Here is a 25,902-nt window from a genome sequence, read left to right as displayed (position 1 = left end):
AATCCCCCCCTCTCGCCACATCTGAGATTTACCGGGCTCCACGATAGGCGGCGAGGCCGAGCCTCGATGCCTGTCCTGTCCGCGCGCGACGGCAAAATGTCGGCATGCCTGAGCACAACGCCACACATTGGGCGCCATATAACGACAAGCAGGGTGCGAGGCGAGCCCGCCGCTACTGATCGACGCGCTGAATTACGCGGGTCCCGGCCTTGAGCGGTTCGCCGTTGACCTGGGCTGCGGTGCTGGGATCGAGACCCGGCTACTCATTGCCGTCGGCTGGAGGGTCCATGCCCTGGACGCTGATAAGTCTTTACTCCACCGACTCAGGAACACCATCGCGCCAGTCGCCAGCTCTCGCTTGAATACGTGTGTTGTCGACCTCAATGATCTGCCAGAACTTCCGGGGGCAAACCTCATCTATGCGGCCTCCGGATGTTCCTTTGCGCGGCCGGACCGTTTTCAAACCACGTGGAGCACGATGACGCGTGCGTTGATGCCCGAGGCGATTCTCGCCGTGAACCTGTTCGGTGATCGTGACTCAGGGCCAATCGAGAGCGCGAGACGTACATGTCCGAGGTCGAAGCACGGAAGCTCCTGAACGGGCCAGACATTCTTCAATTCCACGTCGAAGACGAAGACGGGCTGGCCTTCAGCGGCCCCAAGCACTGGCACGTCTTCGACATGATTGCTCAGCGACCAGCAACAACCCCTCACCCAGGCTTTACCTGCCCCCGGCTTCTGCGCAGCCCAACGGTCGCGCGAGCCAGAGGACCAACGGTGAACCTGCAGGTCAGGAGGTGATCCTGCTCTGGCGGGGTGATGCCGGTCCCGTAACACCAGTCCGCATGGACATTCTTGGACACGGGCGTCCTACGAAACACCGAGATCCGAGGATTTGGGCAAGATAGTGAGAATCTGCGTGGCCCGTCTTTTGTCACGCGCAGGTCCGAGCTGTGCGCGAGTGACAGATTGGGCGAGAACCTACAAAACCCGTAGGAACGAAGGTTTCGTGTCACTCTGTCGATTTTGCGTCCCTGGAGGATGACTGCCGGACACAGCTGATGCAGTGAACGTGGGTACCCCTGGTGGACTCGAGGAGGAGGGACGCACGCGATCACTGGTCCGCCCCAGGCACCACGTCCGGTGCCATTTCCCCCCGTATCTGTGTCATCGGTTGCTGATGAGGCAGTTCGTCGGCGGGGTCGCGGAGGCGGGGAAACCGATGGCCATTGCCTGCGCCATGAGTTGGGCCTTGTGCTGGTACCCGGTCTTTGTGGAGTGGATACCGTCGGGACCGATCCATGCATTTTTGTACGCGCTGGCCCAGTCGAACACCCGCATGTCGGGGTAACTGCTGCAGGCGGTGACCAGACCCTTGTTCCACGGCGGGTACGAGCTCTCTTGAAATGTGCCGCGTTGCAGTCCGGTCCGGGTGGTCAGCCACATCACGGGCTGATCCTTACCGATGGTGTTCATGATCGTATTGATCCGGGCGGGGATGGTGGTGGTGTCCGGCGCGTACTTGGCGACGGTGGCGGCGTCGACATTGCCCAGCGAGATGATCCAGCAGCCGTGATACCCAGCCGCAACTCGCTTCTTGACCACCTGCTCACCCGAGGGCTCATTCTCATAGGACTCGATGATGCTGCGAGCGCCTGAAATGTCCGCAGTGAAGCTGCGGACCCCTACGTCCTGCAGCTGACCCTTCAGATTCTGTGCAGGCGAGAGCACCGAGGCCTTCCCGTAAAGCCCCTCGGAGGTCGAATCGCCCACCAGGAACACGCTGGTGCACTTGGTACGCGTCGGCCCGCTGGGCGATGGTGACGTCGGTGCCGACGTGCCGGGTGTGGTGGGCGAGCCGGGGGTACTGGAGGTATCGGGGGCGGTCACCGGGGTGGGCAGCGGTGCGGCAATCTGCGAGGCGGACTCGCGCGGTAACGCCCGGGGCAGCAGCATGGCAAGCACCGCAAGCGGTAGGAAGACCGACGCACCCAGCACCAGCCCGGGCGATCGACGACTGTCGGGTGCACTCCCCGGGCGCTGCACAAACGCGCCCCCCGCTCGTAGCGCGCCGAGCAGCCCGTGCGTGCGGATCGGGTCTTCGATGAAATGCCAGGAAGCCGCGGCGAGGCCCACCATGACCAGCACCTGCCCCAGGCCGCGCACGACCGGTTGGGTTGCGAGTACATCCTGCGGGGTGAAGACGATCACCGGTAGGTGCCACAGGTACAGGCCGTAGGACCGCTCGCCCACCCACCGCAGCGGCGCAATCCCGAAGGCCCTGCCCAGCAGGGTATTGGGGTGGGCGACCGCAGCCAGTACCGCGGCGGTGCAGACGCTGAGCAGCAACAGCCCCCAGCGGTAGGTAGCGATCGTGGCCTGATCGGTCTGCGCGACCAACCACCCGATACCGACCAGTCCGCTAAGTCCGGCCGCCTCCAGAGCGGATCGGTAGCGGCGTTCGCGGCGTATCGATCCGCCCGCGTTCATCAGGGCGATGGCCAGGAAGGCACCGATCAGTAACCCGCCGGCGCGCGTGTCGGTGCCCTCGTACGCGCGGGTGTTGTCGACTCCCGGATGCGCGAGCAGGCCCAGCGCGACGAAAGAGATTGCCGCGAGCACTGCGGTAATGGCGGCGACCAGCTTCAGCCGGGCCCGGGTGAGGGCGACCAGCAACACCAGCAGCAACGGCCAGATCAGGTAGAACTGCTCTTCCACCGACAGGGACCACAGGTGCTCATATGGCCCGGAACCATGAACCTGGACGAAGTAGGAGCCACCGGTGGCGATGGTGTGCCAGTTCGCGACGTAGACCAGTGCGGCCAGAGCTTCCACCGCGCGACGGGCCAGATCGGCGGGATCGGTGATCGCCACGACGGCCATGCTGGTGGCCAACACCACGATCACGGCAGGCAACAGTCGCCGGGCGCGCCGCAACCAGAAGGTGCGCAGGCCCCAACCACCCCGTCGCTGCCAACCGCTGATGAGCAGGCCGGTGATCAGATAACCGCTGAGGGTGAAGAAGATGCCGACACCCAGCAACCCGCCCTTGAACCCGGTCAGTCCAAGGTGGAACACGATGACCAACCCCACGGCCAACGCACGGACGCCGTCCAGGCCGGGGCGGTAGGTGGTGTGGCTGTCAACCGGCCGTGGCACCAGACCCCCTGGGTGGTGCAGCGTTCACTCGGATATCCATCGCCCTGCCCTACTGGTAGGAGATCATCGAGGGGGCGGGCCTGGCGGCCATGGTCTGCTCAGGGCTGAGCATCGGGTGATCCTTGGTGTAGAAGTTCTTCCACCCGAACGGGATGCCCTTCGGGGCCGCGTTGGTCACCGCTTTCCAGGTCGCCTTCTTCATCGGCTGGGTGCCTTGGCCGTCCATATGGATCAGAACCTGCACGTTGTCGTGGCTCAGATTCAGCTCCTTCTCGTGGCGGATCATCTGCAACTGGAACTGGTGCAGCACCAGCAGCTTCTGCGGCAATTTCTCGGTGGTGGTCAACTGCGAGAGCCAGGCGCTGACGGCATCGACCGCTGAGGCGTCGACACTGCCGATCTGCTGCAATGGGCGCTGCGTCCTGGTCAGCTTCCACTCCGGATCCAACGCCAGACCCACATACGGCAACTTCAGCAACGGAGCGTAGAGCTTGGCCTGATCCAGCAGGTTCGCCCGGCCCGGCTGCAGATCCAGCACCACGTACAGGCCAGCCTTTCCGGCCTTTTCCACCCAGGGCCGCAACGACGCCACCGAGGACTCATCGGAGTAGTTACCGTCCGGGCCTGGGGTGCTGTCGGCGATCGTGGCAATGATCTCGAAGGTGGGCACCACCGGGACCGTGCTGAGCCGCTGGTACCGCGCGGCCATCTTCTTGACACGGGCGATGCTCGCGTCCAGGCCCTGCGCACCGAGCACCCCCAGAACCGGAGTACCGGGATACCCGTAGAGGGCGACCAGCCGATGGCCAGGGAAGAGCGCCTGGCCACCACCGGGCAACTGGACCCCGGTCCGCGCGACCGCGACACGCTGCGTGAGCCGCCCGGTCGACCCAAAGTTTTTGCCCACGGCGACCACCCGGGCACTGCCCAACGTGGCCAGTGCCTTGATGACACCCGGGTCATCCCGAAGGTCTGCGCCCTTGACCGGTATGACTGTCGCGCCAGCGGCCCGGGCCGACGCAGACACAGCCTCGCCAAGCTCGGGGCTCGCGCCCTCGCCCATCAGCACCGCCACCGGGGACGTCGGATCGGCACGCGAAACCGCCGGCAACGCCGTCGTGTCAGTGGTGATCCGGGCCTTCGTGTGACCTTTCAGGTCATCGGCCACCGCCGAACTCATCGCCAGTACCGACCCCGCATGCAGCCGGGAGATCTCTGCGGCGACCTGAGCCGACTGGGATGCCTCTTTCTCCTTCATCACCAGCAACGGAACGCCCAGGCGCACGGCCGCAGCCGCGCCTCGGTGGATTCCGGCCGCATCACCGGACCCGGCGACCACCACGACCGGCGCCGACACGAACAGCACCCTGCTGAGAGAAATCGACTCTGCCTCGGGGGTGGCGCCGGTGACGACGACAGCCGCGGCCGCAGAATTTACCAATCGCACCGAGGACGCACCCGAGTGGCCGGCGGCTGCACTCCCACCGCTGCAACCAGCACACAGACTCACCGCCATCACCGCGGCACCGGTACCCGCCCACCGGTTGCGCTGCCGCCGCCACGAACTACTCACATCACCCATCAACAACCAACCCCTCCGACCCCAAACGCCGGCTTCCCCGGCGACGCGAACCAGCACGCGCGCAGCCGACGATAAACGCCAGCGGCGCTCATCCTGTTGCGCCACGGCGGTACCGGGCCAATCAAGGCCAGGAGCTCGACAGACGCAGCAGCGCTGGCAGCGCTGGCAGCGCTGGCAGCGCTGGCTAGTCTCAGATGTGTGGCAGGCGCTTTACCCTCGCTGCGTTCCCGTTTGCCGCTCCAGTTCTCGAGGTTTCCCAATGCCGGTCCTGCTCCTGGTCGGAGCCGGCCACGCCCACCTCTATGTCGTGCAGCACGCTGCAGACCTGGTTGCCGCCGGATACCAGGTGCACCTGCTCGCTCCGCGATTCTTCGACTACAGCGGGGTCGCTTCGGCGGCGGCGGCCGGCGCACTGCCGACCGATACCGGCCGGATCGACGTACGGTCGCTGAGCGAGGCACGTGGGGTGCAGTTTCACGAAGACACCCTGGCCGCGTGCGATCTGACGGCGCGGATCGCGACTACTTCCCGCGGTGTTCGCTTGTCCTACAACGTGCTGTCGATCAATATCGGCAGCGTCGTCGCTCCGACCGGTATGCAGGTCGATCCCGCCGTGCTGCGGGTAAAACCGTTGAGCGATCTCGCGGACCTGGATGCCCGGCTGCGCGATCTGTGGTCGCGAGCTTCGGGCCACCAGGGTGCAACCGTTACGGTCGTCGGGGCCGGCGCCTCGGGCCTGGAGCTGGCTGCCCACCTCGCGATACGGCCAGACGTCGCGCAGATCCAATTGGTGGAATCCGGGAGGATGATCGGCGCAGACCTGCCCTCAGGCGCGCGCCGGCGGATCATGGCGTTGCTGACCGCACGCGGCGTGCAGATTCGCACCGGATGCGCGGTGCGCGACCTCGGCGGGCGCGACCTGGTCTGCGTCGACGGCACAGAGTTGTCTCACGACGTCGCCCTGCTCGCCGTCGGGTTGACGACGCCGCCACTGCTTGCCGATCTGGGGCTCGCGTCCGGTGACGGGCGCGGAGTGCCGGTGCGGGCCACCCTGCAGCACGTCGACCGGGACGAAATCTACGCGGTGGGCGACTGCGCGTACTTCCTGCCCAGACCACTGCCGCGCATCGGTGTGCACGGCGTGCGCCAGGGGCCCGTGCTGCTGCAGAGTCTCCTCGCGCGGATTCGGGGAGAAGCTCTCCCGGTGTACGAACCACAGCGTCGCGCACTGTCGATCCTCGACGTCGGTGACGGCGTCGGCCTGTCGGTGTGGGGTCGTCTGTGGTGGTGTGGTGCTGCCTCTCTGCGGCTCAAGCGCTCCATCGATCGACGGTGGCTGCGGACCTATCAGCAGCCAGGTGCGCCTGCTACGTCGGGATCTCACTGAGAGCTCGACCATCGAATACCGATCGGCGCGAAACCTGCCTGGGGTGCGGGGCGCGATCGGACATCGACCATGCGGCGCCACCAACCAACTTTTCTGACAACGTGTCTCGCGATCCGGTAATAGACCGTGGTGCTCTGCGTCCGCCGAACGACGCGGTGGGAAGAACGCACAACTGCGGTTTGTGCGCCGCCTTCGCAGAGTTGCACAATGACACCGTGAGTGATTACCAGCCGGCCGAAGACCGCTACGAGACGATGGAATACCGGTTCTGCGGTAAGAGCGGGCTCAAGCTGCCGGCGCTGTCCCTGGGGCTGTGGCAGAACTTCGGTAACGACCGTCCCGAGCAGACCCACCGGGCGATCCTGCGCCGCGCATTCGACCGTGGAGTGACCCACTTCGACCTGGCGAACAACTACGGCCCGCCGTACGGTCGGGCCGAGGAGAACATGGGCACGTACCTGCGCGACGACTTCGCAGGCCTGCGCGACGAACTGGTGATCTCCACCAAAGCGGGGTGGGACATGTGGCCCGGCCCCTACGGGCAGGGCGGCGGTTCGCGCAAGTATGTGTTGTCCTCCCTGGACCAGTCCCTGGCCAGGCTCGGCCTGGACTACGTCGACATCTTCTACAGCCACCGCTTCGATGAGGAAACCCCCATCGAGGAGACCATGATGGCGCTGGACACAGCAGTGCGCTCCGGGCGTGCGCTGTATGCCGGCATCTCGTCCTACTCCGCGGCGAAGACCAGGGAAGCCGCAACTATTGCCCGCGAGCTCGGCACCCCGCTGCTGATCCACCAGCCGTCCTATTCGATGCTGAACCGGTGGGTCGAGGGGGGCCTGCTCGACGAACTCGAAGAACAGGGCATGGGGTGCATCGTGTTCACGGCGCTCGCGCAGGGGTTGCTCACCGACCGCTACCTGCACGGCATCCCGAAGGACTCGCGCGCGGCCCGGGACAGCAGCACGATCGCCGGGGACCACCTGGATGAGAAGACGCTGGCCCACGTGCGCCGGCTGAACGAAATCGCAGCAGGGCGCGGGCAGAAGCTGGCGCAGATGGCGCTGCAGTGGGTACTACGCGACAAGCGCGTGACATCGGCGGTCATCGGAGCCTCCTCGGTGGAGCAACTCGACACCAACCTCGATGCTCTGCAGGGTCCGCCGCTGACGGACTCGGAACTTGCCGCGATCGACAAAGATGCCGTCGAGGCCGGAATCAACCTCTGGGCTTCGCTGACGAACGACTGACAGCAACCGGGTACCGCGTACCGGGCCTCACTCTTCCCTGGCCCTGCAGGTGGTAGCTGAGGTCAGACCAGTTGCCAGCTATTGGGCTCAGCCATCGAGGTGGTGCCGAACCTTCGTCCGGTCCGCGCAACCGGTCATCGAGCACCGATGACCAGCGTTGGCTTCGCTGCGGTCGATCAGGAAACGGCGAGCGGACGGCTGGGCAGCAGCGGCGTAACGTCGGGATCATGACCGAACAGCAGCCCTATGAAGTCCTGCAACAGAGTGACGGTTTCGAATTGCGGCGCTACCCGGCCCACGTCGTTGCTGAGGTCGTGCTGGACGGGTCTTTCGAGGACGCCGGCAACCGGGCGTTCCGGGCCCTGTTCGGATACATCACGGGCAACAACCGGTCCCAATGCTCAGTGGCCATGACCGCGCCGGTGGTGCAGCAGGCCGCCCAGGCCGAGAAAGTAGCGATGACGGCCCCGGTCGTTCAGGCCGAGGGTGCGGACGGCGGATACGTCGTTGCGTTCGTGCTGCCGGCGTCGATGACCGCAGACACAGCACCGATCCCGACAGATCCAGATGTCGTAGTGCGCGAGGTGCCCGAGCGGACCGCTGCCGCCGCCCGCTATTCGGGTCGCTGGACGCAGTCGTCCTACGACCGTCACCTGCGCGAACTGTTGGATGCCGTGCTCGCATCCGGACTCGCGCCGACAGGTGTGCCACGTTTCGCCCGTTTCGACCCGCCGTTCAAGCCGTGGTTCCTGCGCCGCAACGAGGTCGTCCAGGACGTCGAGCACGCCTAGCCGCAACCGCGCTGCAGAGCGATGCGCCGACGATGCGCGGGCTTGCGATCACAATGCTGAGAGCTTTCTCAAGGGCATCCCTCGACACTGCAGGGCATGGCCTCGATGAACACGGGCGGCACCGACCCTCGACGCGACGCATTCGATGTTGCGCTGCGGGAGATCACCGGCCGCGCCGACCGGCGTGACCCTGTCCTTGCCCGGACTGGTGGGCCCGCCGGTAACGCCCGGTTGACGGCGTGGACGGGGTTGGTGCTGCTGATCCTGCTGGCGATCGAAGGAGCGACCCTGCTGGATGTGGGCGGGTTGATCAGCTGGCACCTCATCGTGGGACTACTGCTTGTCCCACCGGCCATTCTCAAAGTAGGCACCACCGGGTGGCGGATCGTGCGGTATTACACCGGTGATACCGCCTACCGGCAGGCCGGGCCACCGCAAGTCCTACTGCGTGTCCTCGGGCCCTTGGTGGTGCTCTTCACCCTGCTGCTGCTGGCCACCGGGATCCTGTTGACCATCGAGGGCCCCTCGCGTGGTGACAGTGGTGTCCTCGGGCTACCCGTCAGCGCGATGTTTCTGCACCAGGCCTCGTTCTTCGCATGGGTGGTGGTTATGACGGTGCACGTGCTGGCACGCACCGTCAGCGCCACCAAAATCGTCACCGGGCGGGTCATCCCGGGTGCATCAGTACCCGGGCGTGGGACCCGCATTGGGGTACTGCTGGTCATGGCAGCATCCAGCGTCGTGCTGGCTGCGCTGCTCGCAGGACCGTGGATCTCCCAATGGCAACAGACCGGCTAGATCGCGCGAGATAACCCAGGCCTTCAGGTGTCGGTGCGCGGTTGGGACCCTCAGATTGTTCGGTGCGATCGGGGTTGGTGCGATCGCGTACGGCGACGCAGTTCATGCACCACGATCTGCTCACGATGCACCAGGTCGCCCACCTCGAGGCTCGAATCATCGGCGCCACCAGGACGGCGCCACCGGCGCAGATCCGCTTCCACCTCAGACAGCTCCGCGATGAGTTCGCGCACCGACATCGTGGCTAATATGACTGTTTCCATGGGCTCCCCTGCCCTCGATCCCTACCCTTTCAGCGACCGTACCCGGTGTAGCCACCCCATTAGCTTCACACCAGATGACTGTTACGAAGTTGTCACCATGCCGTCTCGGGATCGTCTAGCCGACGATGACAGGTGCGCTGATCTGGCCGTCGTGGTCGCCCGTGTCAGCTGCGCTTCGACCGCTGGGCGCTCGTTAAAAAACGGTCAGATTCCGATGGACGATCTCCTCTGGGGGAAATCGAAAGTAGCCTCGTAGTCTGCCGGCCGTGCCCCAACCATTGGCCGAGCAGGACCTCGATGCACTGCTGGACAAATTGCCGGCTTCCCAGCAACGAGGCGCGGCGAGTTCCCGCACTTCGGGACGTCCGTTCACACCAGGGGGACCAGCCTGTCTGGACGAGCACACCATGAGGGTCTTGAGCACCTCGGTATCTCGGCTATCGGACCGCGTGGATGAGGGTGTTCGAGGCGAACGAGCGGGCGATTCGGTTTTACGCCATGCGGGGCTGGGTGCCGACAGGGGAGGCGAACGGTGACGGCGGGGCTCCCCCGATCGAGCAGATGAGTTCCTCTGTGAGGATTTTGAGAGACCCCACCCCTGCCGTGCGGTCGACGGATTGTCCAGAGAAAGATTCAGGGAGAGGTGGAAGATGAGTTTCCACCGGCACTCAAAGCGCACCCAGCCTTTCAGTGCGCTGATGTCGCCGAACTGGAAGCCGCCGCCCGAATGGCAGGCGTGTCGCAACGGGATCGGTGTCCGGCACAGGGCGGATTAGTTCGCTGCAAAGCCAGCCTGTCGTCGACGACCCTCTGTCAGCGTGAACGCGCTGACAGCGGTAAGACACAGCGCTACGGCGATAGCTGCGAAGACCAGGGGATTTGGGAGGCCATCTGAGCTGAAGACATCGCTGGAGACTCCGGGATGCCCCGCGGACAACCACGCAAAGTAGGTGGGTACAGCTGCAGGACTAGCGATAAGACCTAGCGCACATGCCGGGTGCCAGCGGCCCTTGACTATGTCGAAGATCAGCCACGCCGTAGCAGCGACCGCTACTGGCGCAATGAACACGCCAATCGTCAACATCCCCAGGACCGCCATCAGCCAGAGCCCGCCAGCGAAGGCGACGAGGATAAACAACCGAAATGAGTGTTGAGCCGGGTTCGTACCAGCGGTGTTGATGACGGCCATGTCGAGCTCCAAATCGTATTGAGCAACTGCTCAAATTACTATCTCAGATAGTCGTACTAGGTGTGCACACGCAAGTGGTCGACCTCGTAGGTGCCACTCACACTCTTGGCCTTGAGCTGCTGGGACACTTGTCAGCGCAGGACACACCGCAGACCACCCACGCAGTATCGGCACCCTGAACGGGGAGCGAGATCACTGGCTGAGTTGTTGCGTCAATGCGGCGAATAGTCGTCTCGTAGGACGAACGGTCACCGGCGACGGCCAGCGACGAATGGGTGCTCGGCGCTCAGATCGCTGGAGCCGTCCCACTCGGGTGCTCTCTACGGAACCCGGTCGAGGTGACCGCGTCCGCAAGTGGATCGTTCACCGGTCGCCAGACGCTTGGCGACCGATCGGGTTGGGTAGCCCGTACTCGATGTGGCGTAGACGCGTCACGGACTGCCAGTGGTACGCTATTTAGTACCATTGGTAGGAGGGGTTATGACTGCAATCACAGCAACTGACGCGCGCAAGGGCCTGTTCGGGCTTATTCAACAAGTCAACGACGACCACACCCCGGTCGAGGTCGTATCCCGGCACGGCAACGCAGTGATCATGTCCAAAGACGACTACGACGCGATGGCAGAGACCGCCTATCTCCTGCGCAATCCTGCAAACGCCGAACGACTGCTCGGGGCGATCGAACGCGCGCGGCGTGGCGAGTTCGAGAAACACGACCTTCTGGACTCGTGACCCGAACGCTTGCCTTTGATCCGAATGGGTGGGAGGACTACGTCTACTGGCAGACCCAAGACCGCAAAACACTCAAACGCAACAATCAACTCATCGCCCACGTACTTCGCGACCCATTCATCGGCATTGGCAAACCAGAACCGCTCAAGCACGTGCTGGCCGGCGCGTGGTCACGCAGGATCGACGAAGCAAACCGCCTCGTGTACTACGTCACCGAAGACCACATCGTCGTCTTGCAGGCTCGGGACCACTACTGACGTCGGGTGAACGAGCCGGTAGGCCGATCCTCATGCGACGAAGATATCCCGTCGGTGGTCGCTGAAACAGAGGTGAGCGAGGGGGGTCAAATGACACCGAGTCGCTTCTGGACAATGGATAGGACAGCTTCTCGACGCTCGGGATCTTCGGCGAACGTCAGCAGAGTCCGATACACGGTTTCGTCAGCCGCCCGATAGGACACCTCGGGGTCACCGTCAGCCAACATGACCGCCCATGTGAGGGCGTCTACTGCCTGATACCGACGATAATCTTTATCCGACCCGGTCTGTACCCACTGCGTCCAGAACTGCACTGAGACAATTTCTAGTGGATCATCGCCCACTTCTGCTTCCAACTCATCGTTTTGGGGTACCGGTTCCCCAGACGTGAAGTACCTCAGGTACTGGCGAACCACTGGGCTGTCCATCGGTAGTTCTCGGACTACCTCCTCAAACGCCGCTCGTGCGATGTCCAGTCGCAGCGCGCTGGGTGCAGACTGCATGGCTTTCCGGGTCTGCCGGTCTACGAATCTATCCCGGTTCTCGACATTAGTGTCCCGGCGGGAGGCTTCACCCCTGACAGTCACATGAGCAGATCCCTGCTTGCCTCGTCCGAACATCCCTCAGTATACGAGCGCGGCAATCAACGAGCAGGCTGGTCAGGGGCGCCCCGCGATCACTCAGCGGAGGGCGAGTACGTGCCCGATTTTGCGAGCTCGGATGAAACGCATCAGCCCGAGCGAGGCCGACCTGTACACGCCGCCGGAGCAGACTCATGCTCCGAGAAGGTGGCGACAGGATGCCCGTAACGCGATCCCTGACCGGAACGGGGGAAGCACGCCTATAATCATCATTTGATGATGCCAAGCGTGCCTGGAGGCGATATGAGAACCACCCTTGCACTGGACGACGACCTTGTCCTGGAAGCTCAGCGGCTGACGGGAATTAAGGAGAAGGGCGCGCTGGTCCGACAAGCACTGAGTGCACTGATCGAGCGTGAGAGCGCTCAGCGGCTCGCGCAGCTTGCAGGCAGTGAGCCGGACGCGACAGCAACTCCGCGTCGACAGACGACGCCTGCGTGATCCTTGTCGACACCTCGATCTGGATCGACCACCTGCGAGGCGGCGATGCGCAACTCGCGTCGATACTGCAGGTCGGGCAGGTTCTCGCCCATCCCTGGGTGACCGGTGAACTCGCGCTTGGGCATCTCTCGCGGCGCACCGAGATTCTTGGTCTGCTCCGCAACCTCCCGCAGGCGAGGTCTGCGACAGACATCGAGGTGCTCACGTTGATCGACGGTCACCAACTGTTCGGTTTAGGCATCGGATACATCGACGTGCACCTGCTGGCCGCAACGATGCTCACGACAAACGCCCAGCTGTGGACGCGTGACAAGCGACTCTCGGCAGTCGCCGCGCAACTTGGACTCGCTAGCGACGAAGGCGCCGCGTCCTGAGCGGGACACCTCGTCCCGGTCGCCGATCCCGTTACGGACGCGATCACGGCACCCGGCGTCCCGTATGGAGCACCCGTTCGGGACTCATCGGCGCGATGCTCGTATTGCGGCCCGCTGTCGCCGGTCGTCGTTCGCCTATCGGACGGACCAGCGAACGACCGGAGCACGCTCTCAGGTCGTATCTCCGTTGCGGTGATGCACTCCAACTTCCTGGGCTGTCTCGATGCCTGCCGCTGAGGCTGTAACGAACCGCGCTACATCGAAGAATCTCCCGACGAGGTCGTCGCTGACTTCAAGGCCGCACGCCGAGCCTACTGAACAATGGCGACCGGACGTGGGCTCGTAGTCTTTTGTCGCGAAGAGGGATAAATCCGGTGCCGGCCCTTGAGGTCTTGGATCACTTCGAGCAACTGATCCGCCCGCTCGAGGAGTCGGCCTACGTAGGCGCCCGTGATGAGGCCATGGCTCGCATCGAACAACGCGATGCCCGCGACTGGCCGATCCTGGCTGCAGCGTTGACACTCAGCTGCCCCATCTGGACCGAGGACCAAGACTTATTCATGCCGATGTGCCCACATGGACCACTGACCGCGTTGAGCTCCACCTCAACGCCGACGCCATACGCTGATCTCCCCCTACTCGGGCGCCCGTATGCGGATCCTCAATCGGTACATGGAGATTGGTTAGGGGCAGCAGTCGCAGGAGGTGTTTGAAGGCTCGCTCGTGGGGGTTGGGTGTGTGGCGCAGCAGGTGTCGCCGTGCCAGGCGTTCCAGCCTTCTCGAAGTGCGATAGCGGCGATGGTTAGTCCCGCGAGGGGGTCTGCCCACGACCAGCCGAACCAGGCGTTGACGAGGAGGCCGACCAGCAGGACAGCGGACAGGTAGGTGCACAGCAGGGTTTGCTTGGAATCAGCTACGGCGGTCGCCGAATTGAGCTCTCTCCCGGTGCGGCGCTGGGCCCAGGACAGTACGGGCATGATCAGCAGGCTGAGCGCGGCCAGCACGATGCCCACTGGTGAGTGTTGGGCCTCGCCGCCACCGATCAGACTTCGTACAGCATCGATCGTGACGAGTGCTGCCAGCCCGAAGAATGAGAACGCGATGACGCGCAGCGTGCGCTGTTCGCGTGCTTCTGGGTCAGGACCTGCGAACTGCCAGGCGACGGCGGCTGCTGAGGAGACCTCGATGATCGAATCGAGGCCAAAGCCCAGCAGCGCTGAGGATGAGGCTGCAGCACCAGCTGCCAGCGCGATGACCGCCTCGACCACGTTGTAGCTGATGGTGAGGATCACGAAGATCTGGATGCGTCGAGAAAGGACCGCGCGCCGTTGCGGTGTCAGCCGATGGGTGGACACGGCAGTCATGCGCCGGGTCCGCTCAATTGGGGGTTGGCGAGGTCACCGGCACCGCAGCATTCGGGATCAACCACGAGGGTTAAGTCCACTAGGTCCTGCAGGACGCGTGCTATTCGCGGGTCGGCCAGTTCGTATCGCGACCGCCTGCCTTCGGGCCGTGCGACTACCAGTCCGCAGCCGCGTAAGCACGCAAGGTGATTCGACAACGCTTGCCGCGATACGCCCAGCGCCTCGGAGAGATCGGCCGGGTAGGCAGGACCATCACGCAGCGAGAGCAACACCCCGGTACGCGTGGAGTCCGACAGTGCGTGCCCGAAGCGGGCAAGGGCCTCAGTCGGCGTCGCTAACAACATGGTCAGATAGTACACAGAATCATGTATTCATGAAAATATGAACTCAAGCAGGTATCTCCGGCTGTCTCACTCAAGGAACGGAAGCGGCGATGGACTGCGGCAAACCGGGGCTCGGAGCTGACATCTCCGCGACCGTTCCACATGGGTGTCGTCTACGGGACGGACACCCCGCCCGTTCCGTCCGCCGATCCCGTCCCGTCCCGGTGAACGACTCTAGCTCGCTCTAAATACTCTAAAGGACTCTAAAGACAAAGTGCTACGGTGCTTCCCATGCCGAACCCGTTCCATGCAAGTTTTGGAGTCAGCCCACCGTTGCTGGTCGGTCGTAATAGCGCCCTGGACGACTTCGTCGAGGCGCTTGAAGACGGCCCGGGGGCATCCGGACGCGCGACGCTGTACACCGGGGCACGCGGGGCTGGAAAGACCGTCATGCTCAACGCGGTCGAGGACCGCGCGAGGGAGCGAGGATGGCTGGTCATCAGCGAGACAGCCACGCCGGGGTTCGTCGCACGAATCACCCAGCAGCACCTGCCCCGACTCCTGCGCGATTTCGATCCGAGGGCCGTTCATCGGCGCATGAGCGGTGTGACAGCTCCCCTCAGTGTCGGGTCCATTGCCTGGGACACCATCGAGACCCATGTCATTCAGGCTGGCCTGCGCAATCAGATCGAACTGCTGACCGACCTGCTGCTCGAACATGGCACCGGTGTTCTGATCACTCTGGATGAGATTCACCAAAACCAAGTCGAAGAGCTGCGCGAGATTGCCACTACGGTCCAGCACGCATTCCGCGAAGGTCGCGAACTCGCTTTTGCCGGCGCTGGTCTGGCCGCCAGCATCAGCAACGTCACCAACGACAACGTCCTGACCTTCCTTCGCCGCGCCGAGCGCCACACGCTGGGCTCAGTGCCACGCTCTGAGGTAGAACGCGCCTTCCGGGAGCCCATTGAGATGGCCGGGCGAAGCATCGGGCAGACCGCACTGCAGGTCATGGTCGACGGGGCAGCCGGCTACCCCTTCCTGCTACAACTCGTAGGCGCACAAACGTGGCGGCTGCACCCTGCTGAACCCGAGATCACCGCCGAGGACGCGAGGCTCGGGGTCCTACGAGCACGCCGCCGCCTCGGAGCCCTCATCCATGAGCCCGCGCTCAGCGCCGCCTCCGATATCGACAAGTCGTTCCTGTTGGCGATGGCCCACGACGAGGGACCCTCCAAGATGGCCGACATCCAGCAACGCCTCGACGTCGATGTCAACTACGCCAGCCAGTACCGGCTACGCCTGATCGCCGCCGAACTGATTTATCCCACCCGCCGCGGATACGTCGACTTCGCGCTGCCCTACCTACGGGAGTACCTACGCGAACACGCCGCCGCAGATATCTGAAATGACCACCGCGCGGCAACGGTCGCATCCAAGGCAGGTCGGATAGCCGCCTTGCTCCGAATGCCGATCGGTGACCAGAACGCGTCGTCTACCGGTTCACTGCCATGGATCGACGACGCTGATGCCCGTTCCGTCGAAGTTGCGCGTGTTTCGGGTCGCCAGTGTTGCCTCTCGAGACGCGCGGATCGCTGCGATCTGCGCGTCAACCATTGCGATAGGACGCCCGCCCCTCTCGCGACCAGCCACAACCTCCGCGTACTGATGGGCTGCGTCAGTGTCGAACGGCAGGATCACCTCGCCAAAATCGGCGAACATTGCGGCCGCCAACATCGTCGAGCGGTCCCTGCGGCGGCCATCTGGCAACCGAGCGATGCCGTAAGTGACCTCAGCGACAGTGATCGCCGTGGTGTGCAGCATTCCTACCGCATCGGCCCACGCCAGGACTGTCATGTCCGGTTCAGGGCGAATCATCTCTGAAACGACAGTGGTGTCGATGGTGATCACTGCAGGTGCAACAGAGTGGCCGCTCGGGGCATGTCCTTGCGGACGGGGACCAGCAGCTCGACACCATCGACTGCCGCAAATCGAGTTCGGAGCGCCTGCGCGAAGTTGGGTCCCTCATCCTCCGTGTCGAGAACCGCGCCGGTAAAAATAAATCGGACTTCAGCTTCCATCGACCGTCCGTGCAGAGCGGCCCTGACCTTCAGCCTCGCCGCCACATCTTCATCAAGGTCGCGCACACTAATTGCTGCCATCGCCTCTCACCTCCTGATAGCAATGCCAGCAAGGTGAGCCACCCAGAGATCCGTGTACGGCAGCGGTCGGATACCCGCTAGCCGTGCCTGAGCTTGGCTGGCTTATCGGCAGCTGCACGGTCGTGCCCTGGTGTTTTTCTATGGTCGCCGTCATGACCATGACCCCCGACGTGACAGACGACCGTCCTGAACCCCCGCAGGCGACGGGGAGCTCCGGACCTTGCTCGGCTTCCGGATTACCTGCGCGAGACCTTGTCACGGAAAGTCGGGCGTCTGCGTGATGAGCAGCTGCGTGCCGCTCATCCGCCGTCGACACTGACGTGGGCCGGGCTGGTGAAGCACCTGGCGTACGTGGAGGACAACTGAAGTCGTGAGGTGTTACTTGTTCGCGTGGATCTCGACCCGTGGGCATCAGCAGATTGGGCTGCGGATCGCGACTGGGAAATGACCAGTGCTGCGCACGACACCGGTGTGCGGTTGATCGACCAGCACGCGCAGTCGCGTGCTAGCAGCGATGCGATCCTGCTGGTTCGGTCAGTGGTTTGACGCACAACGGCCACCTCATTTCCATTGCGAGACCCTCCGATCAGACACCCTGGACACCAGGAGAGACAGTAATCACGCCCACGCCCACGCCCACGCCGCACAGCTCTGCGGGCCGATGGCATTACGGGCGCTGCTGTCAGGGTTGCAGGCATGAGCGAGACATTGAACTTCGGGTATGACGGCGATCGAGGTCTGGGTGACCGGCTCTTGGCGGCCGTGCTGCGTGGCGAGAAGACCGCGACGTCCTCGCTAGCGGTGGAGTACTTGTCAGGCGAACCACTCCCGCGTGTTGGAGAGCGCCTGACGCTGGTGGACCACGACGGCCGGCCGCACGGTGTCGTCGAGACGACCCGAGTGAGGATCATTCCGCTCCACCTCGTCGGGGAAGACGTCGCCCGAGATGAAGGTGAAGGATTCGCTAGCGCGCAGCACTGGCGCGACGCGCACCTCGCGTTCTGGAAGGAGGTTACCGACTTGGTCCGGTTGGACGCTGGCGACCCTGCGTGGCAGCTCCGTGACGCCGAGCCCGTCGTCGTGCAGTGGTTTCGCTTGGTCGAGGCAGCTGCCGGTTGACCAACCAAATCTCGACAACAGATCGGTCCCGATCACCGCTCGGCGTTGTTGTGGCAAGGCTGGGAGAAGAGTGCGGCGAGTCCTTGGCGTAGTGCTGTGACGTCGGTATCGACCGCGACGAGGTCGGCTTCAGGCGCTAGAGCGAGTAGCTGCGGCGTACCCGCCATGAATCCGACGATCTTGCCTGCCTGCCGCGCCTGGCGGATGACCTCCCGGACAGCAGCGATGGTCTGGGGCGATGACGGGCTGGGAAAGCCCGCCGATATCGACAGGTCGTACGGTCCGATGAAGACCCCATCCACGCCAGCAACCGCAAGAATGTCCGCAGCGTGTTCCAAGCCCGCTGCGGTCTCCACCATCGGTAGCAGAAGTTGAGGGACTGCCCCACCCGCCAGGCCGAGACTTTGCCGGCACCCCCCGGTGCTGCGCAACCCGTTCGGAGGCGTCCGGCACGCCGATACAAGGGCCGCAGCCTCCTCTGCGGAGTTCACCATGGGCACTATGACGCCGCTGACGCCAGCGTCCAGGACACGTCCGATCAGTGCGGGGTCTTGGGACGGCATGCGGGTCAGCACGGGAAGGCCGACGCACTCAGCTACGCGCAACAACTCAGGGACGTCGGCGACTTCCAGGTCACCGTGCTGCAGATCGAACCCAAGCCAGTCGGCGCCACTCGACGCGGCTACCTCAAGGCCATAGGCGCCCAGGAAGGTCGTCCACAACCCTGCCCGCAGACCGGGCCCCTCGCCAGCAGCCGCCGTCAGCAGTGTGGCGTGCACGTTTTGGGTCATTGTTCTTCTCCTGGTGGTCGCGCGCTGGGTGCTGATCGTGGCTCGTTACGGCTGGGCGATGAGCTCGATCTCGACCTGAGCACCCAGAGGTAGGCCGGCTACCCCGATCGTGGTGCGGGCCGGGTAGGGCTCGGAGAACATCTGGGCGTAAACCTCGTTCATCACGGTGAAGTCCACCAGGTCAGTCAGGTAGACGGTCGTCTTTACGACGTGTTCGAGAGTGAGTCCCGCTGCGGTGAGTACTGCGGCGAGGTTGGTGAATACCTGCCTCGTCTGCGTCGCGACGTCGCCTTCGACGAGGGTGCCGGTAGTCGGGTCCAGTGGCGTCTGACCCGACAGGTACACCAACCCTCCAGCCCAGACCGCGTGTGAGTACGGCCCCACCGCGCGGGGGGCGTCGGCCGCGCTCACAGCTTGTCGTCCTTCAGTCATGATTCACGTCTCCTTGGTGTCATTGAACTCGCACATCCCAGGTAGGACCGAGCTAAAACGCCTGGTCTCCAGGATGGCGTACTGATCGCTCGAATTCCATCGCGTAAACCGCTCGGGAATCGCTCTTTCTCGCGGCGATCGCCACTCTGCAGCAAACGCTTCCAGGAACGGTCATCAAGCCCGTCCTCGACGATACCGAGGGCGCGGATATCGAGGGCGTGCTGCGCCGACTGCGGAACGGACACGTCGAGGCAGTCGTCGCGGTCGAGTTCGACGCGCAGGGTGAGTCCCCCAAACGACCCGCACCGCTCTCACCCGTACAACGATGGGTGCCGGATCATGCGATACGACGAGTGCCCTTGGCACAGCGGCAGATCGTCGACGTTGTGCAGCTGGCCGACGACCACGCGCGCAGGAGCTGCTGCACGTCCGGCCAATGACCGATCGAATACCGGAGCAGGATCCCCGACCTCGGTGTGCCTCCACACACCCGGTAGCGCGTTGTGGAACTAGCATGCCGGCCGCGATGATCGAGCTCTGGACCAGAATGAAGTGCCCTCGGCGACCAGTCTGCGTTTAGACCTGGCCTCCCCTGTTCCGGTCTACGAACAGCTCCGATCACAGTTGACCGGCCTGATCGAGACGGGCGCCTTGGCGCCCGTGAGATTGGCTACCACCCACACGTCAGGTACGCGCCTTCTCGCACAAGCGCAGCCAGACCTCGCTCGGAGTGGGGTATGCCGGAACCGCTTGCCAGAGTTGCTCCACCGTCAGGCCGGCCGTTACGGCAATGGTCGCCGGATACAACTGGTTGCCAGCGCCGGGTCCCACAAAAGTCGCAGCCAGCACGACCCGGGTGCGCTCATCCACCAACAGCTCAGCGGTGCCCGCGTCGTCGTCGCGCTGTACCGCGGTGCCCGCCACCGCCATCGACAGCCGAACGCATCGGACGTCGTATCCCGCTTCGTGCAACGCGGCCTCGGAGCGTCCGACCGAGGCGACCTCCGGCCGGGTGAAGATGACCTGTGGCACTGCGTCGTGATCGGCGGCCGCAACGTATCGCGCGCCTTGCAGGGACTCTCCGAGAGCGCTTGCCGCGATGACGTCGCCACAGACCCGTGCCTGGTATTTGCCCTGGTGGGTGAGTAGTGCCCGGCCGTTGACATCGCCGACAGCGAAGAGCCAGTCACCCTGCACGCCGAGGACGCGCATCGCATCGTCGACGGGGATGAACCCGTGCGATGAGGACAGATCGGTCAGCCCCACAACGCCGAGCCCGAGGTCGTCGGTCGAGGCGGCACGACCGGTCGCGGCAAGGACTTCGTCGACCTCCACGACGTACCCGCCGTCTGTGCCCCGGGTGCTGGTGATCGTCACGGGTCCACCATGTATCCGGCCGTATCCGGTGCTTTCCGGAGCCTCTCGGGTGACTCGCGACGGAGACGTACCGAGCTGCACGTCGACCCCGGCCGAGCGCAGACCGTCGAGGACCGCTTCGGCCGCGAACTTCGCGACGTTCTGCAGCAGGCGGTCGTCACGGACCAGGAGCGTCACCTGCGTACCGAAGGAGGCGAACCACGTCGCCGCTTCGCATGCCACGACACCGCCGCCGATGATTGCCAGGCGCTGCGGCACTTCATGGACATTCGTGGCGTCCCGCGACGTCCACGGCAGAGCGGCGTCGAGACCCTCGATCGGTGCGATCGAGGCATGCGAGCCCGTCGCGAGCACCACGGCCCGGCGCGCGCGTACGATCCGGCCGTCGACCTCGACCTCCCGCTCTGCGGTGAGTCGCGCATGGCCCCGCAGGACGTCGATGCCGATGCCCTGCGCCCAGTCGACCTGACTCGAGTCGTCCAGCCCATTGGTGAATGTCTCGCGGCGCGCCAGGGTCGCGTCGACATCGACGCTGTTAGCGTCCAGCAGCGACGCCACGCCGGGCACGTTCTGCGCGTGATGCAGCACGTCACCCGGTGTCAGTAGGGCCTTACTGGGCATACATGCCCAGTACGAGCATTCGCCGCCGACAAGTTCGCGCTCAATGATCACAGCCGACATCTCGCTGCCGGCGATGGCGTACTGAGCCGCGTTCTCACCGACAGCTCCACCCCCGACGACGATCACGTCGTACTCATCGATCTCTTGAGTGTTCTGCTCAGACGCCTGCGCGTCGCTCCGGTTCGACTTCACGATCTCAGGCTACGTGCCGCCCTGGCAGCGTGAGCGCTCATCAACCAGGTGGATGCGCCGTGATCAGTGGCTCACCGCGCAGCCGATGAGCGTCGGTGAACCGGCGGCGCAGCCTCATGTGGATGAAGATCAGGACTGATGTGAGCGCGGCGTATACGCACCACAACGAGGCGAACGAGCGCGTGTACAGGAGCGCGACCGCGATCAACCCCACCAGGTTGGCCACGCCGAAAACGATGATGGATCGGTAGCCCGACAGCACCGAGGGCCCCACCACAGCCACCACGTAGAACACCGCCACGATGATGCCGTGGCTCAACGGCAGGTTGTAGACCAGCGCGTGCCGATGGACGTCGATCGTCAGCGGGCCTTGTAGCAAGGAGTGCAGCAGGTCCGCCGACACCACGATCCCGATGGCAGCGAACGGGGCAACCCGTAATCGCGAACCTCGAGGCTCCAGCATCAGCACCGCGATCGGCACCAGAGTAGGTAACACGGGTAAGGCGAACAGCACATAGGAGAACGCGGCCGCCTGCTGGACGCACGGCGAGACATGCCCCTGCTCCCCCGCCCATACCAGCGCTTCGATGAGCTGATGGAAGGCGAAGAGCAACGGCAGCGCTGCGAACGGGAGCTCCCGTTTGTGTCGGACCTCGCGCAGCGTCAGGACACCCACGGGCAGCAGTGCGGCACCGGAGACGAGGTCGGCTTGGATTGAGAAACACATGTCGTTGGTTCTCTCAGGCGGCGTCGGTCGGACTGGAACCCTGAGGTGATCAAGTACCGCACGGCAGCGGCATTCCAGGAGAGGTCGCCAGTATCCTAGCCATCTCGAGGCACCTATCGGGGTACTACAGGCCAGGAACCTCAATCCCGACGAGACCGAAAACCCCTCGAGCACAACGCCGCCGGAGTCATAGCGGCAATCTCTACGCTGGGGACGACTGATTCACTGCGCTAGTGCGGACGCCCCTGACGGGGTGGGCGGCGGAGTGTCACCGTGCAACACGACAACCGGGCATCTGGCGTGCGCGGAGCATGCGGCGCTGACCGAGCCGAGCAGGAGCCCGGCGAAACCGCCATGACCCCGACTACCCACCACCAGCAGTTGGGCACTTCTGCTGGCCTCGATCAGGAGCTGCGCGGGATTGCCCTGGCGCACGGACAGCAGCAGCCCGGCTGGTCGGTGCGTACCGAAGACCTCTTCGATGGTCGCGGCCAGTACCTGCTGAGCGTCTGCGGCAGGGTTCCCGGTCGGTGGTGCACCGCCTGGCCCCGTGCTCATTACGCCAAATCGGGTGTGTGGCGCCCAGGCGATGACGGCTTCGACGGTGCCAGCGGTGGCATCCGCCAGGTATGCAGCCCATCGAAGCGCATGCCTGCTCGATTCGGAGCCGTCGACACCGACGACGACGCGCCGGCCATCGGGGTTTTCTGGTGCAGGGTCAGCGGGTTGAAGTGTGGTCATGATGATCCCGTCGCAAATTAGATCGATTGCCGATAGCCGAAGAACTCGTGGTCGTTGTTGTATCCGCCCAGGCCGGCGCCGACGTCGGAGAAGTGCTCGACGAATTCGACTCCTTTGAGCCATTTGACCATCTTGAAGCCGAGCTGGATCTCGTTGCGCAACCGCAACGGTGCTCCATGACCGAAGTCGAGCGGCGCATCATTCATGTCGTAGGCCAGCATCGTCAGGTGATGGCTCATCTGTTCGATCGGCTGCGCGTCGTAGTACAGACCACCGTCCGGGCCGAGCGCGTGCGAATAGAAGATCACCCACTTGGCCTCCGGCGCGGGCTGTACCAGGTCGATCAGGGTCTGCATCGACACCCCGCCCCATTTCGCGACTCCTGACCAACCTTGAATACAGAAATGCTGGGTGATCTGTTCATGATGCTCCAGAGCGCGTAGCTCGGCCAGGTCCAGCTCGACCGGGTTGGCGACCAGACCGTTGACGCGCAAGGTGTAGTCGCGGAAGTCATCCTCCTGCAGCGCCAGGTAGGCCGCACCTTCCGGATACGCACCGTTGTGCCAGAAGTAGGGCGAGATGTCCTTCTCTGTGTACTGACCCGGTTTGGCATCGACGTGTTCGAAGAGCCGCTGAGCCGGGCCGACCAACGCAAAGCCGATGCGTTGCACGATGCGCGGGTGCCGGTAGGTGAACGGGGTCGCCGCCACCCAGGCGACGATCAGGACGACGAGGGCCAGCGAGAAGATTCCCACGCCCCACCACGAACCGTCGTTACGCGTAGCGAACATGTGGTTCAGGTTCTGTTGCGCGCCGGTTGTGATGACAAGGGTGACGTGGACGACGATGAAAAAGATGAACCAGCAGAAGACCAGGAAGTGCACCGACCGGGCGAACTGGATACTGAGCAGCGAGCTGACTCGTCGGAACCGCGTCGACAACGCCGGCGACATGCCGAGCCCGGCAATCAGCGCCAGCGGGGCGGCAATGAAGACGGTGGTGAAGTACGCGAGCAGCTGCAGCCCGTTGTACTGCGTCCACCCTGACTCGGTGGGCCAGTCGAGTGAGAGGTACTGGATCGCGACCGAGATGGCATTGGGGAAGACGTCCCAGTGCAGAGGAACGACGCGCAGCCATTGCCCCGTCACGAACAGCAGGACGTAGAAGACGATCCCGTTGATCAGCCACAGGACGTCGGTGCCGAGGTGCCACCATCGCGCGAGCCCGATGGAGTGCCGCTGGCCGGGCAGGCCGACACCGTCGGGAAGCGTGATCGAGTCCTGCTTCGCGGTGTAGAGCGGATCGGTCGGCACCGGTTTCTGGATGCGGAACCACTCTTTGCCGGGGGTGGAGTTGCGGGTCCAGTACAGCCGCGGGTGGTCACACAGGATCGTGACACCGGCTCGGATGATGAACAGCATGAAGAACAGGTTCAGGAAGTGCTGCCACGCCAACCACGCTGGGAAACCCACCGGGGTGTCCGCGGGCTGCTCGGACAACCCGGGGTATCGCCGGATAAAGCTGGCCACCCCGGAGTTCTGCCGCAAACCCTTCGCGACGGCGATACCGATCACCAAGAACAGCAGTCCGATCGGTACCAGCCAGAGCAGGTTGAACCACTTGGACCGGCCGATTCGGATGCGGGGTGCCACCCCGTACTGCGGCGGCACACCACCGGCCCAGTCGGGCCCGACAGCATGGTGGTGGCGCGCGTCGAGCTCGGTCCGGAAGCTGGGAAAACGCTCCCCGGCTGCGGTGGGATCAGGCTTGATATCGGTCATACCCGCGATCTTCCAGCATGGTGTCGGAGGAGGCGCTGTGGGTGGGCCATTCTCGAACTGGCTGATCTACTCAGCGGACTCAAGGTACACCCCGACAGTTCCGCCAACGTTGCAGACGGCGAGCTGTTCAGACGGTGCCGTCAGGACGCGTCGCGGTCGATCGGACATGTCATGCACCGCGGTCCACCACGGCCGCGGCCCAGCTCAGATCCGACGACCGGGATCACGGTGATGCCCTGATCGGTGAGGTACTCGTTGGTGGTGGTGTTGCGTTCGTAGCCCATGACCACACCGGGGGAGATGGCAAGAAAATTGTTGCCGTCATCCCATTGCTCGCGCTGCGCGCCCATCTCGTCGATCGGCGTCCGCAACACCCGAACCTTGTCCACTCCGAGCGCGTCGGCGACGACAGGAAAGAGTGTCGCGTTCTCCTGCACGGTGTAGTCACCCCCGTCTCCGAGGGGGCGAAGGAGGAACGAACGCATCTCATCGGGAAGCAGCGGGTAGACGCTGAAGGACTCCTGGTCCAGCATCGTCATGACCGTGTCCAGGTGCATGCACGAGCGGGTCTTCGGTAGTTCCACGACGATGACCCTGGATGCGGTGCCGGTCTGAAAAAGTCGTCGCGTGAGGAACTCGACACCCTCCGCTGTGGTGCGCTCCCCCATACCGATCATCACCGCCCCATTACCGATGACGGTCACGTCGCCGCCCTCGATGGTGGCCGGTTCGTAGTTGACGCACTCGTTCCCGTACAGAAATGTCGCGACCGAGCCGGTGAACATCGGGTGGAAGTTGTAGATGACCTGGGAGTTGACCGTCTCTCGCTTGCGAGCCTGCTTCATCATCGGGTTGATCGACAGCCCGTCGTAGACCCAGGCCGAGTTGTCGCGCTGAAAAAGATGATTGGGCAGGGGCGCGAGGACGAAGTCGTTGGCACCGAGATGATCCATGAGCAGACTCGGGGTGTGCACCAGCGACTGGATCTCGCGCTTGAGCAGCCCGCCGATCAGATTCTGGGCTAGCTCGACAGCCGGGGTAGCGCTGATCAGCAGATCCAGTGCCTGGTCCAGGGCCGGACCGAAGCGGATCACTGTGGTCAGCCGCTCCAATAGGAACGCCCGCGCGCCCGGCACGTCAAGGGCCTCGCTCAGCAACTGGGCGAACTCGTGGACCACCACACCATGCGCCTGCAGCTGCCCGCGGAACAGGTCGTGCTCCTCACGTGCGCGCGCGGCCCACATCACGTCGTCGAAAAGCAGGTCGTCGACGGTGTGGGGAGTCAGCCGGTCCAGCTCGATGCCGGGACGATGCACGATCGCCTGGCGCAAGGTCCCCACCTCGGAGTTGACGGAGAAGTTCATCAGTGGCCCTTCCAGGTGGTGAGCTGGTGATGGAACAGTCGTGG

24 protein-coding genes are annotated in these 25,902 nt (G+C 64.1%); 10 read left to right on the top strand and 14 right to left on the bottom strand.

Annotation, left to right across the window (positions count from 1 at the left end; translation table 11 throughout):
* Positions 1-1,167: 1,167 nt before the first annotated feature.
* Complete coding sequence (locus tag V3G39_04060) at positions 1,168-3,159, bottom strand: acyltransferase family protein (GenBank protein XAS77229.1); 1,992 nt, start codon at positions 3,157-3,159, stop codon at positions 1,168-1,170.
* A 49-nt stretch (positions 3,160-3,208) separates the two neighbouring features.
* Entirely contained in the window at positions 3,209-4,741 is a 1,533-nt protein-coding gene (locus V3G39_04055) for a hypothetical protein (protein XAS77228.1), read from the bottom strand.
* Positions 4,742-5,000: 259 nt separating this feature from the next.
* Between V3G39_04055 and V3G39_04050 the strand changes: the two genes are divergently transcribed.
* The 4 genes from V3G39_04050 to V3G39_04035 all read left to right on the top strand — a co-directional run bounded on the left by V3G39_04050 (position 5,001) and on the right by V3G39_04035 (position 8,967).
* Entirely contained in the window at positions 5,001-6,128 is a 1,128-nt protein-coding gene (locus tag V3G39_04050) for an FAD-dependent oxidoreductase (protein XAS77227.1), read from the top strand.
* 215 nt (positions 6,129-6,343) lie between these two features.
* A complete protein-coding gene (gene mgrA, locus V3G39_04045) occupies positions 6,344-7,378 on the top strand; it encodes an L-glyceraldehyde 3-phosphate reductase (GenBank protein XAS77226.1) in 1,035 nt (344 codons plus the stop codon).
* Between the two features lie 227 nt (positions 7,379-7,605).
* Complete coding sequence (locus tag V3G39_04040) at positions 7,606-8,169, top strand: heme-binding protein (protein ID XAS77225.1); 564 nt, start codon at positions 7,606-7,608, stop codon at positions 8,167-8,169.
* 96 nt (positions 8,170-8,265) lie between these two features.
* Entirely contained in the window at positions 8,266-8,967 is a 702-nt protein-coding gene (locus V3G39_04035; GenBank protein XAS77224.1) for a hypothetical protein, read from the top strand.
* Between the two features lie 50 nt (positions 8,968-9,017).
* Here V3G39_04035 and V3G39_04030 read toward each other — a convergent pair whose 3' ends face one another.
* Positions 9,018-9,206: a hypothetical protein gene (locus V3G39_04030; GenBank protein XAS77223.1), complete on the bottom strand. Its 189-nt coding sequence runs from the start codon at positions 9,204-9,206 to the stop codon at positions 9,018-9,020.
* 1,693 nt (positions 9,207-10,899) lie between these two features.
* On the opposite strand from V3G39_04030, the gene V3G39_04025 reads away from it, so the two are divergent.
* The 4 genes from V3G39_04025 to V3G39_04010 all read left to right on the top strand — a co-directional run bounded on the left by V3G39_04025 (position 10,900) and on the right by V3G39_04010 (position 12,864).
* Entirely contained in the window at positions 10,900-11,151 is a 252-nt protein-coding gene (locus V3G39_04025; GenBank protein XAS77222.1) for a type II toxin-antitoxin system prevent-host-death family antitoxin, read from the top strand.
* Positions 11,148-11,408 carry a Txe/YoeB family addiction module toxin gene (locus V3G39_04020; GenBank protein XAS77221.1) on the top strand — a complete coding sequence of 87 codons (261 nt, stop codon included), beginning with the start codon at positions 11,148-11,150 and terminating at the stop codon, positions 11,406-11,408. Before V3G39_04025 ends, V3G39_04020 begins: the two co-directional genes overlap by 4 nt.
* An 884-nt stretch (positions 11,409-12,292) precedes the next feature.
* Entirely contained in the window at positions 12,293-12,490 is a 198-nt protein-coding gene (locus tag V3G39_04015) for a type II toxin-antitoxin system VapB family antitoxin (GenBank protein XAS77220.1), read from the top strand.
* Positions 12,487-12,864 (top strand): type II toxin-antitoxin system VapC family toxin, encoded by a 378-nt coding sequence (locus tag V3G39_04010; protein ID XAS77219.1) that lies wholly within the window; start codon positions 12,487-12,489, stop codon positions 12,862-12,864. The genes V3G39_04015 and V3G39_04010 overlap by 4 nt, the downstream gene beginning before the upstream one ends.
* Positions 12,865-13,547: 683 nt before the next feature.
* Here V3G39_04010 and V3G39_04005 read toward each other — a convergent pair.
* Positions 13,548-14,228 (bottom strand): cation transporter, encoded by a 681-nt coding sequence (locus tag V3G39_04005; GenBank protein ID XAS77218.1) that lies wholly within the window; start codon positions 14,226-14,228, stop codon positions 13,548-13,550.
* Complete coding sequence (locus V3G39_04000) at positions 14,225-14,572, bottom strand: metalloregulator ArsR/SmtB family transcription factor (protein XAS77217.1); 348 nt, start codon at positions 14,570-14,572, stop codon at positions 14,225-14,227. Before V3G39_04000 ends, V3G39_04005 begins: the two co-directional genes overlap by 4 nt.
* Positions 14,573-14,842: 270 nt before the next feature.
* On the opposite strand from V3G39_04000, the gene V3G39_03995 reads away from it, so the two are divergent.
* A complete protein-coding gene (locus V3G39_03995) occupies positions 14,843-15,958 on the top strand; it encodes an ATP-binding protein (GenBank protein ID XAS77216.1) in 1,116 nt (371 codons plus the stop codon).
* A gap of 96 nt (positions 15,959-16,054) precedes the next feature.
* On the opposite strand, the gene V3G39_03990 is transcribed toward V3G39_03995, so the two are convergent.
* Together V3G39_03990 and V3G39_03985 are read right to left on the bottom strand one after the other, a co-directional pair.
* A complete protein-coding gene (locus V3G39_03990; protein ID XAS77215.1) occupies positions 16,055-16,462 on the bottom strand; it encodes a type II toxin-antitoxin system VapC family toxin in 408 nt (135 codons plus the stop codon).
* The gene (locus tag V3G39_03985; GenBank protein ID XAS77214.1) at positions 16,459-16,713 is read right to left on the bottom strand and encodes a toxin-antitoxin system; all 255 of its coding nucleotides are present in this window, start codon (positions 16,711-16,713) and stop codon (positions 16,459-16,461) included. The genes V3G39_03990 and V3G39_03985 overlap by 4 nt, the downstream gene beginning before the upstream one ends.
* A 696-nt stretch (positions 16,714-17,409) precedes the next feature.
* Between V3G39_03985 and V3G39_03980 the strand changes: the two genes are divergently transcribed.
* The gene (locus V3G39_03980; protein ID XAS77213.1) at positions 17,410-17,832 is read left to right on the top strand and encodes an ASCH domain-containing protein; all 423 of its coding nucleotides are present in this window, start codon (positions 17,410-17,412) and stop codon (positions 17,830-17,832) included.
* Positions 17,833-17,864: 32 nt separating this feature from the next.
* Here the strand turns inward: V3G39_03980 and V3G39_03975 are convergent, their stop codons facing one another.
* From V3G39_03975 to V3G39_03945, 7 genes are all read right to left on the bottom strand, one after another.
* Positions 17,865-18,623, bottom strand: coding sequence for an aldolase/citrate lyase family protein (locus tag V3G39_03975; GenBank protein ID XAS77212.1), 759 nt, complete (start codon positions 18,621-18,623; stop codon positions 17,865-17,867).
* Between the two features lie 45 nt (positions 18,624-18,668).
* Positions 18,669-19,055: a RidA family protein gene (locus V3G39_03970; GenBank protein ID XAS77211.1), complete on the bottom strand. Its 387-nt coding sequence runs from the start codon at positions 19,053-19,055 to the stop codon at positions 18,669-18,671.
* A gap of 684 nt (positions 19,056-19,739) precedes the next feature.
* The gene (locus tag V3G39_03965) at positions 19,740-21,245 is read right to left on the bottom strand and encodes an NAD(P)/FAD-dependent oxidoreductase (GenBank protein ID XAS77210.1); all 1,506 of its coding nucleotides are present in this window, start codon (positions 21,243-21,245) and stop codon (positions 19,740-19,742) included.
* A gap of 40 nt (positions 21,246-21,285) precedes the next feature.
* Positions 21,286-21,972, bottom strand: a complete 687-nt coding sequence (locus V3G39_03960; protein XAS77209.1) for a DUF6629 family protein — start codon at positions 21,970-21,972, stop codon at positions 21,286-21,288.
* A 222-nt stretch (positions 21,973-22,194) separates the two neighbouring features.
* Positions 22,195-22,713 (bottom strand): universal stress protein, encoded by a 519-nt coding sequence (locus V3G39_03955; protein ID XAS77208.1) that lies wholly within the window; start codon positions 22,711-22,713, stop codon positions 22,195-22,197.
* A gap of 17 nt (positions 22,714-22,730) precedes the next feature.
* On the bottom strand, positions 22,731-24,494 hold the full coding sequence (locus V3G39_03950) for a molybdopterin-dependent oxidoreductase (protein XAS77207.1): 1,764 nt from the start codon (positions 24,492-24,494) through the stop codon (positions 22,731-22,733).
* Between the two features lie 140 nt (positions 24,495-24,634).
* Positions 24,635-25,858 carry an arginine deiminase gene (locus tag V3G39_03945; GenBank protein ID XAS77206.1) on the bottom strand — a complete coding sequence of 408 codons (1,224 nt, stop codon included), beginning with the start codon at positions 25,856-25,858 and terminating at the stop codon, positions 24,635-24,637.
* Positions 25,859-25,902 lie beyond the last annotated feature (44 nt).

It is taken from the genome of Dermatophilaceae bacterium Sec6.4 (assembly GCA_039636865.1).
In the GTDB taxonomy this organism is placed as follows: Bacteria; Actinomycetota; Actinomycetes; order Actinomycetales; family Dermatophilaceae; genus Allobranchiibius.
Note: the sequence above shows the minus strand (reverse complement) of the source record. Positions and strands in the feature narration are given on the sequence as shown.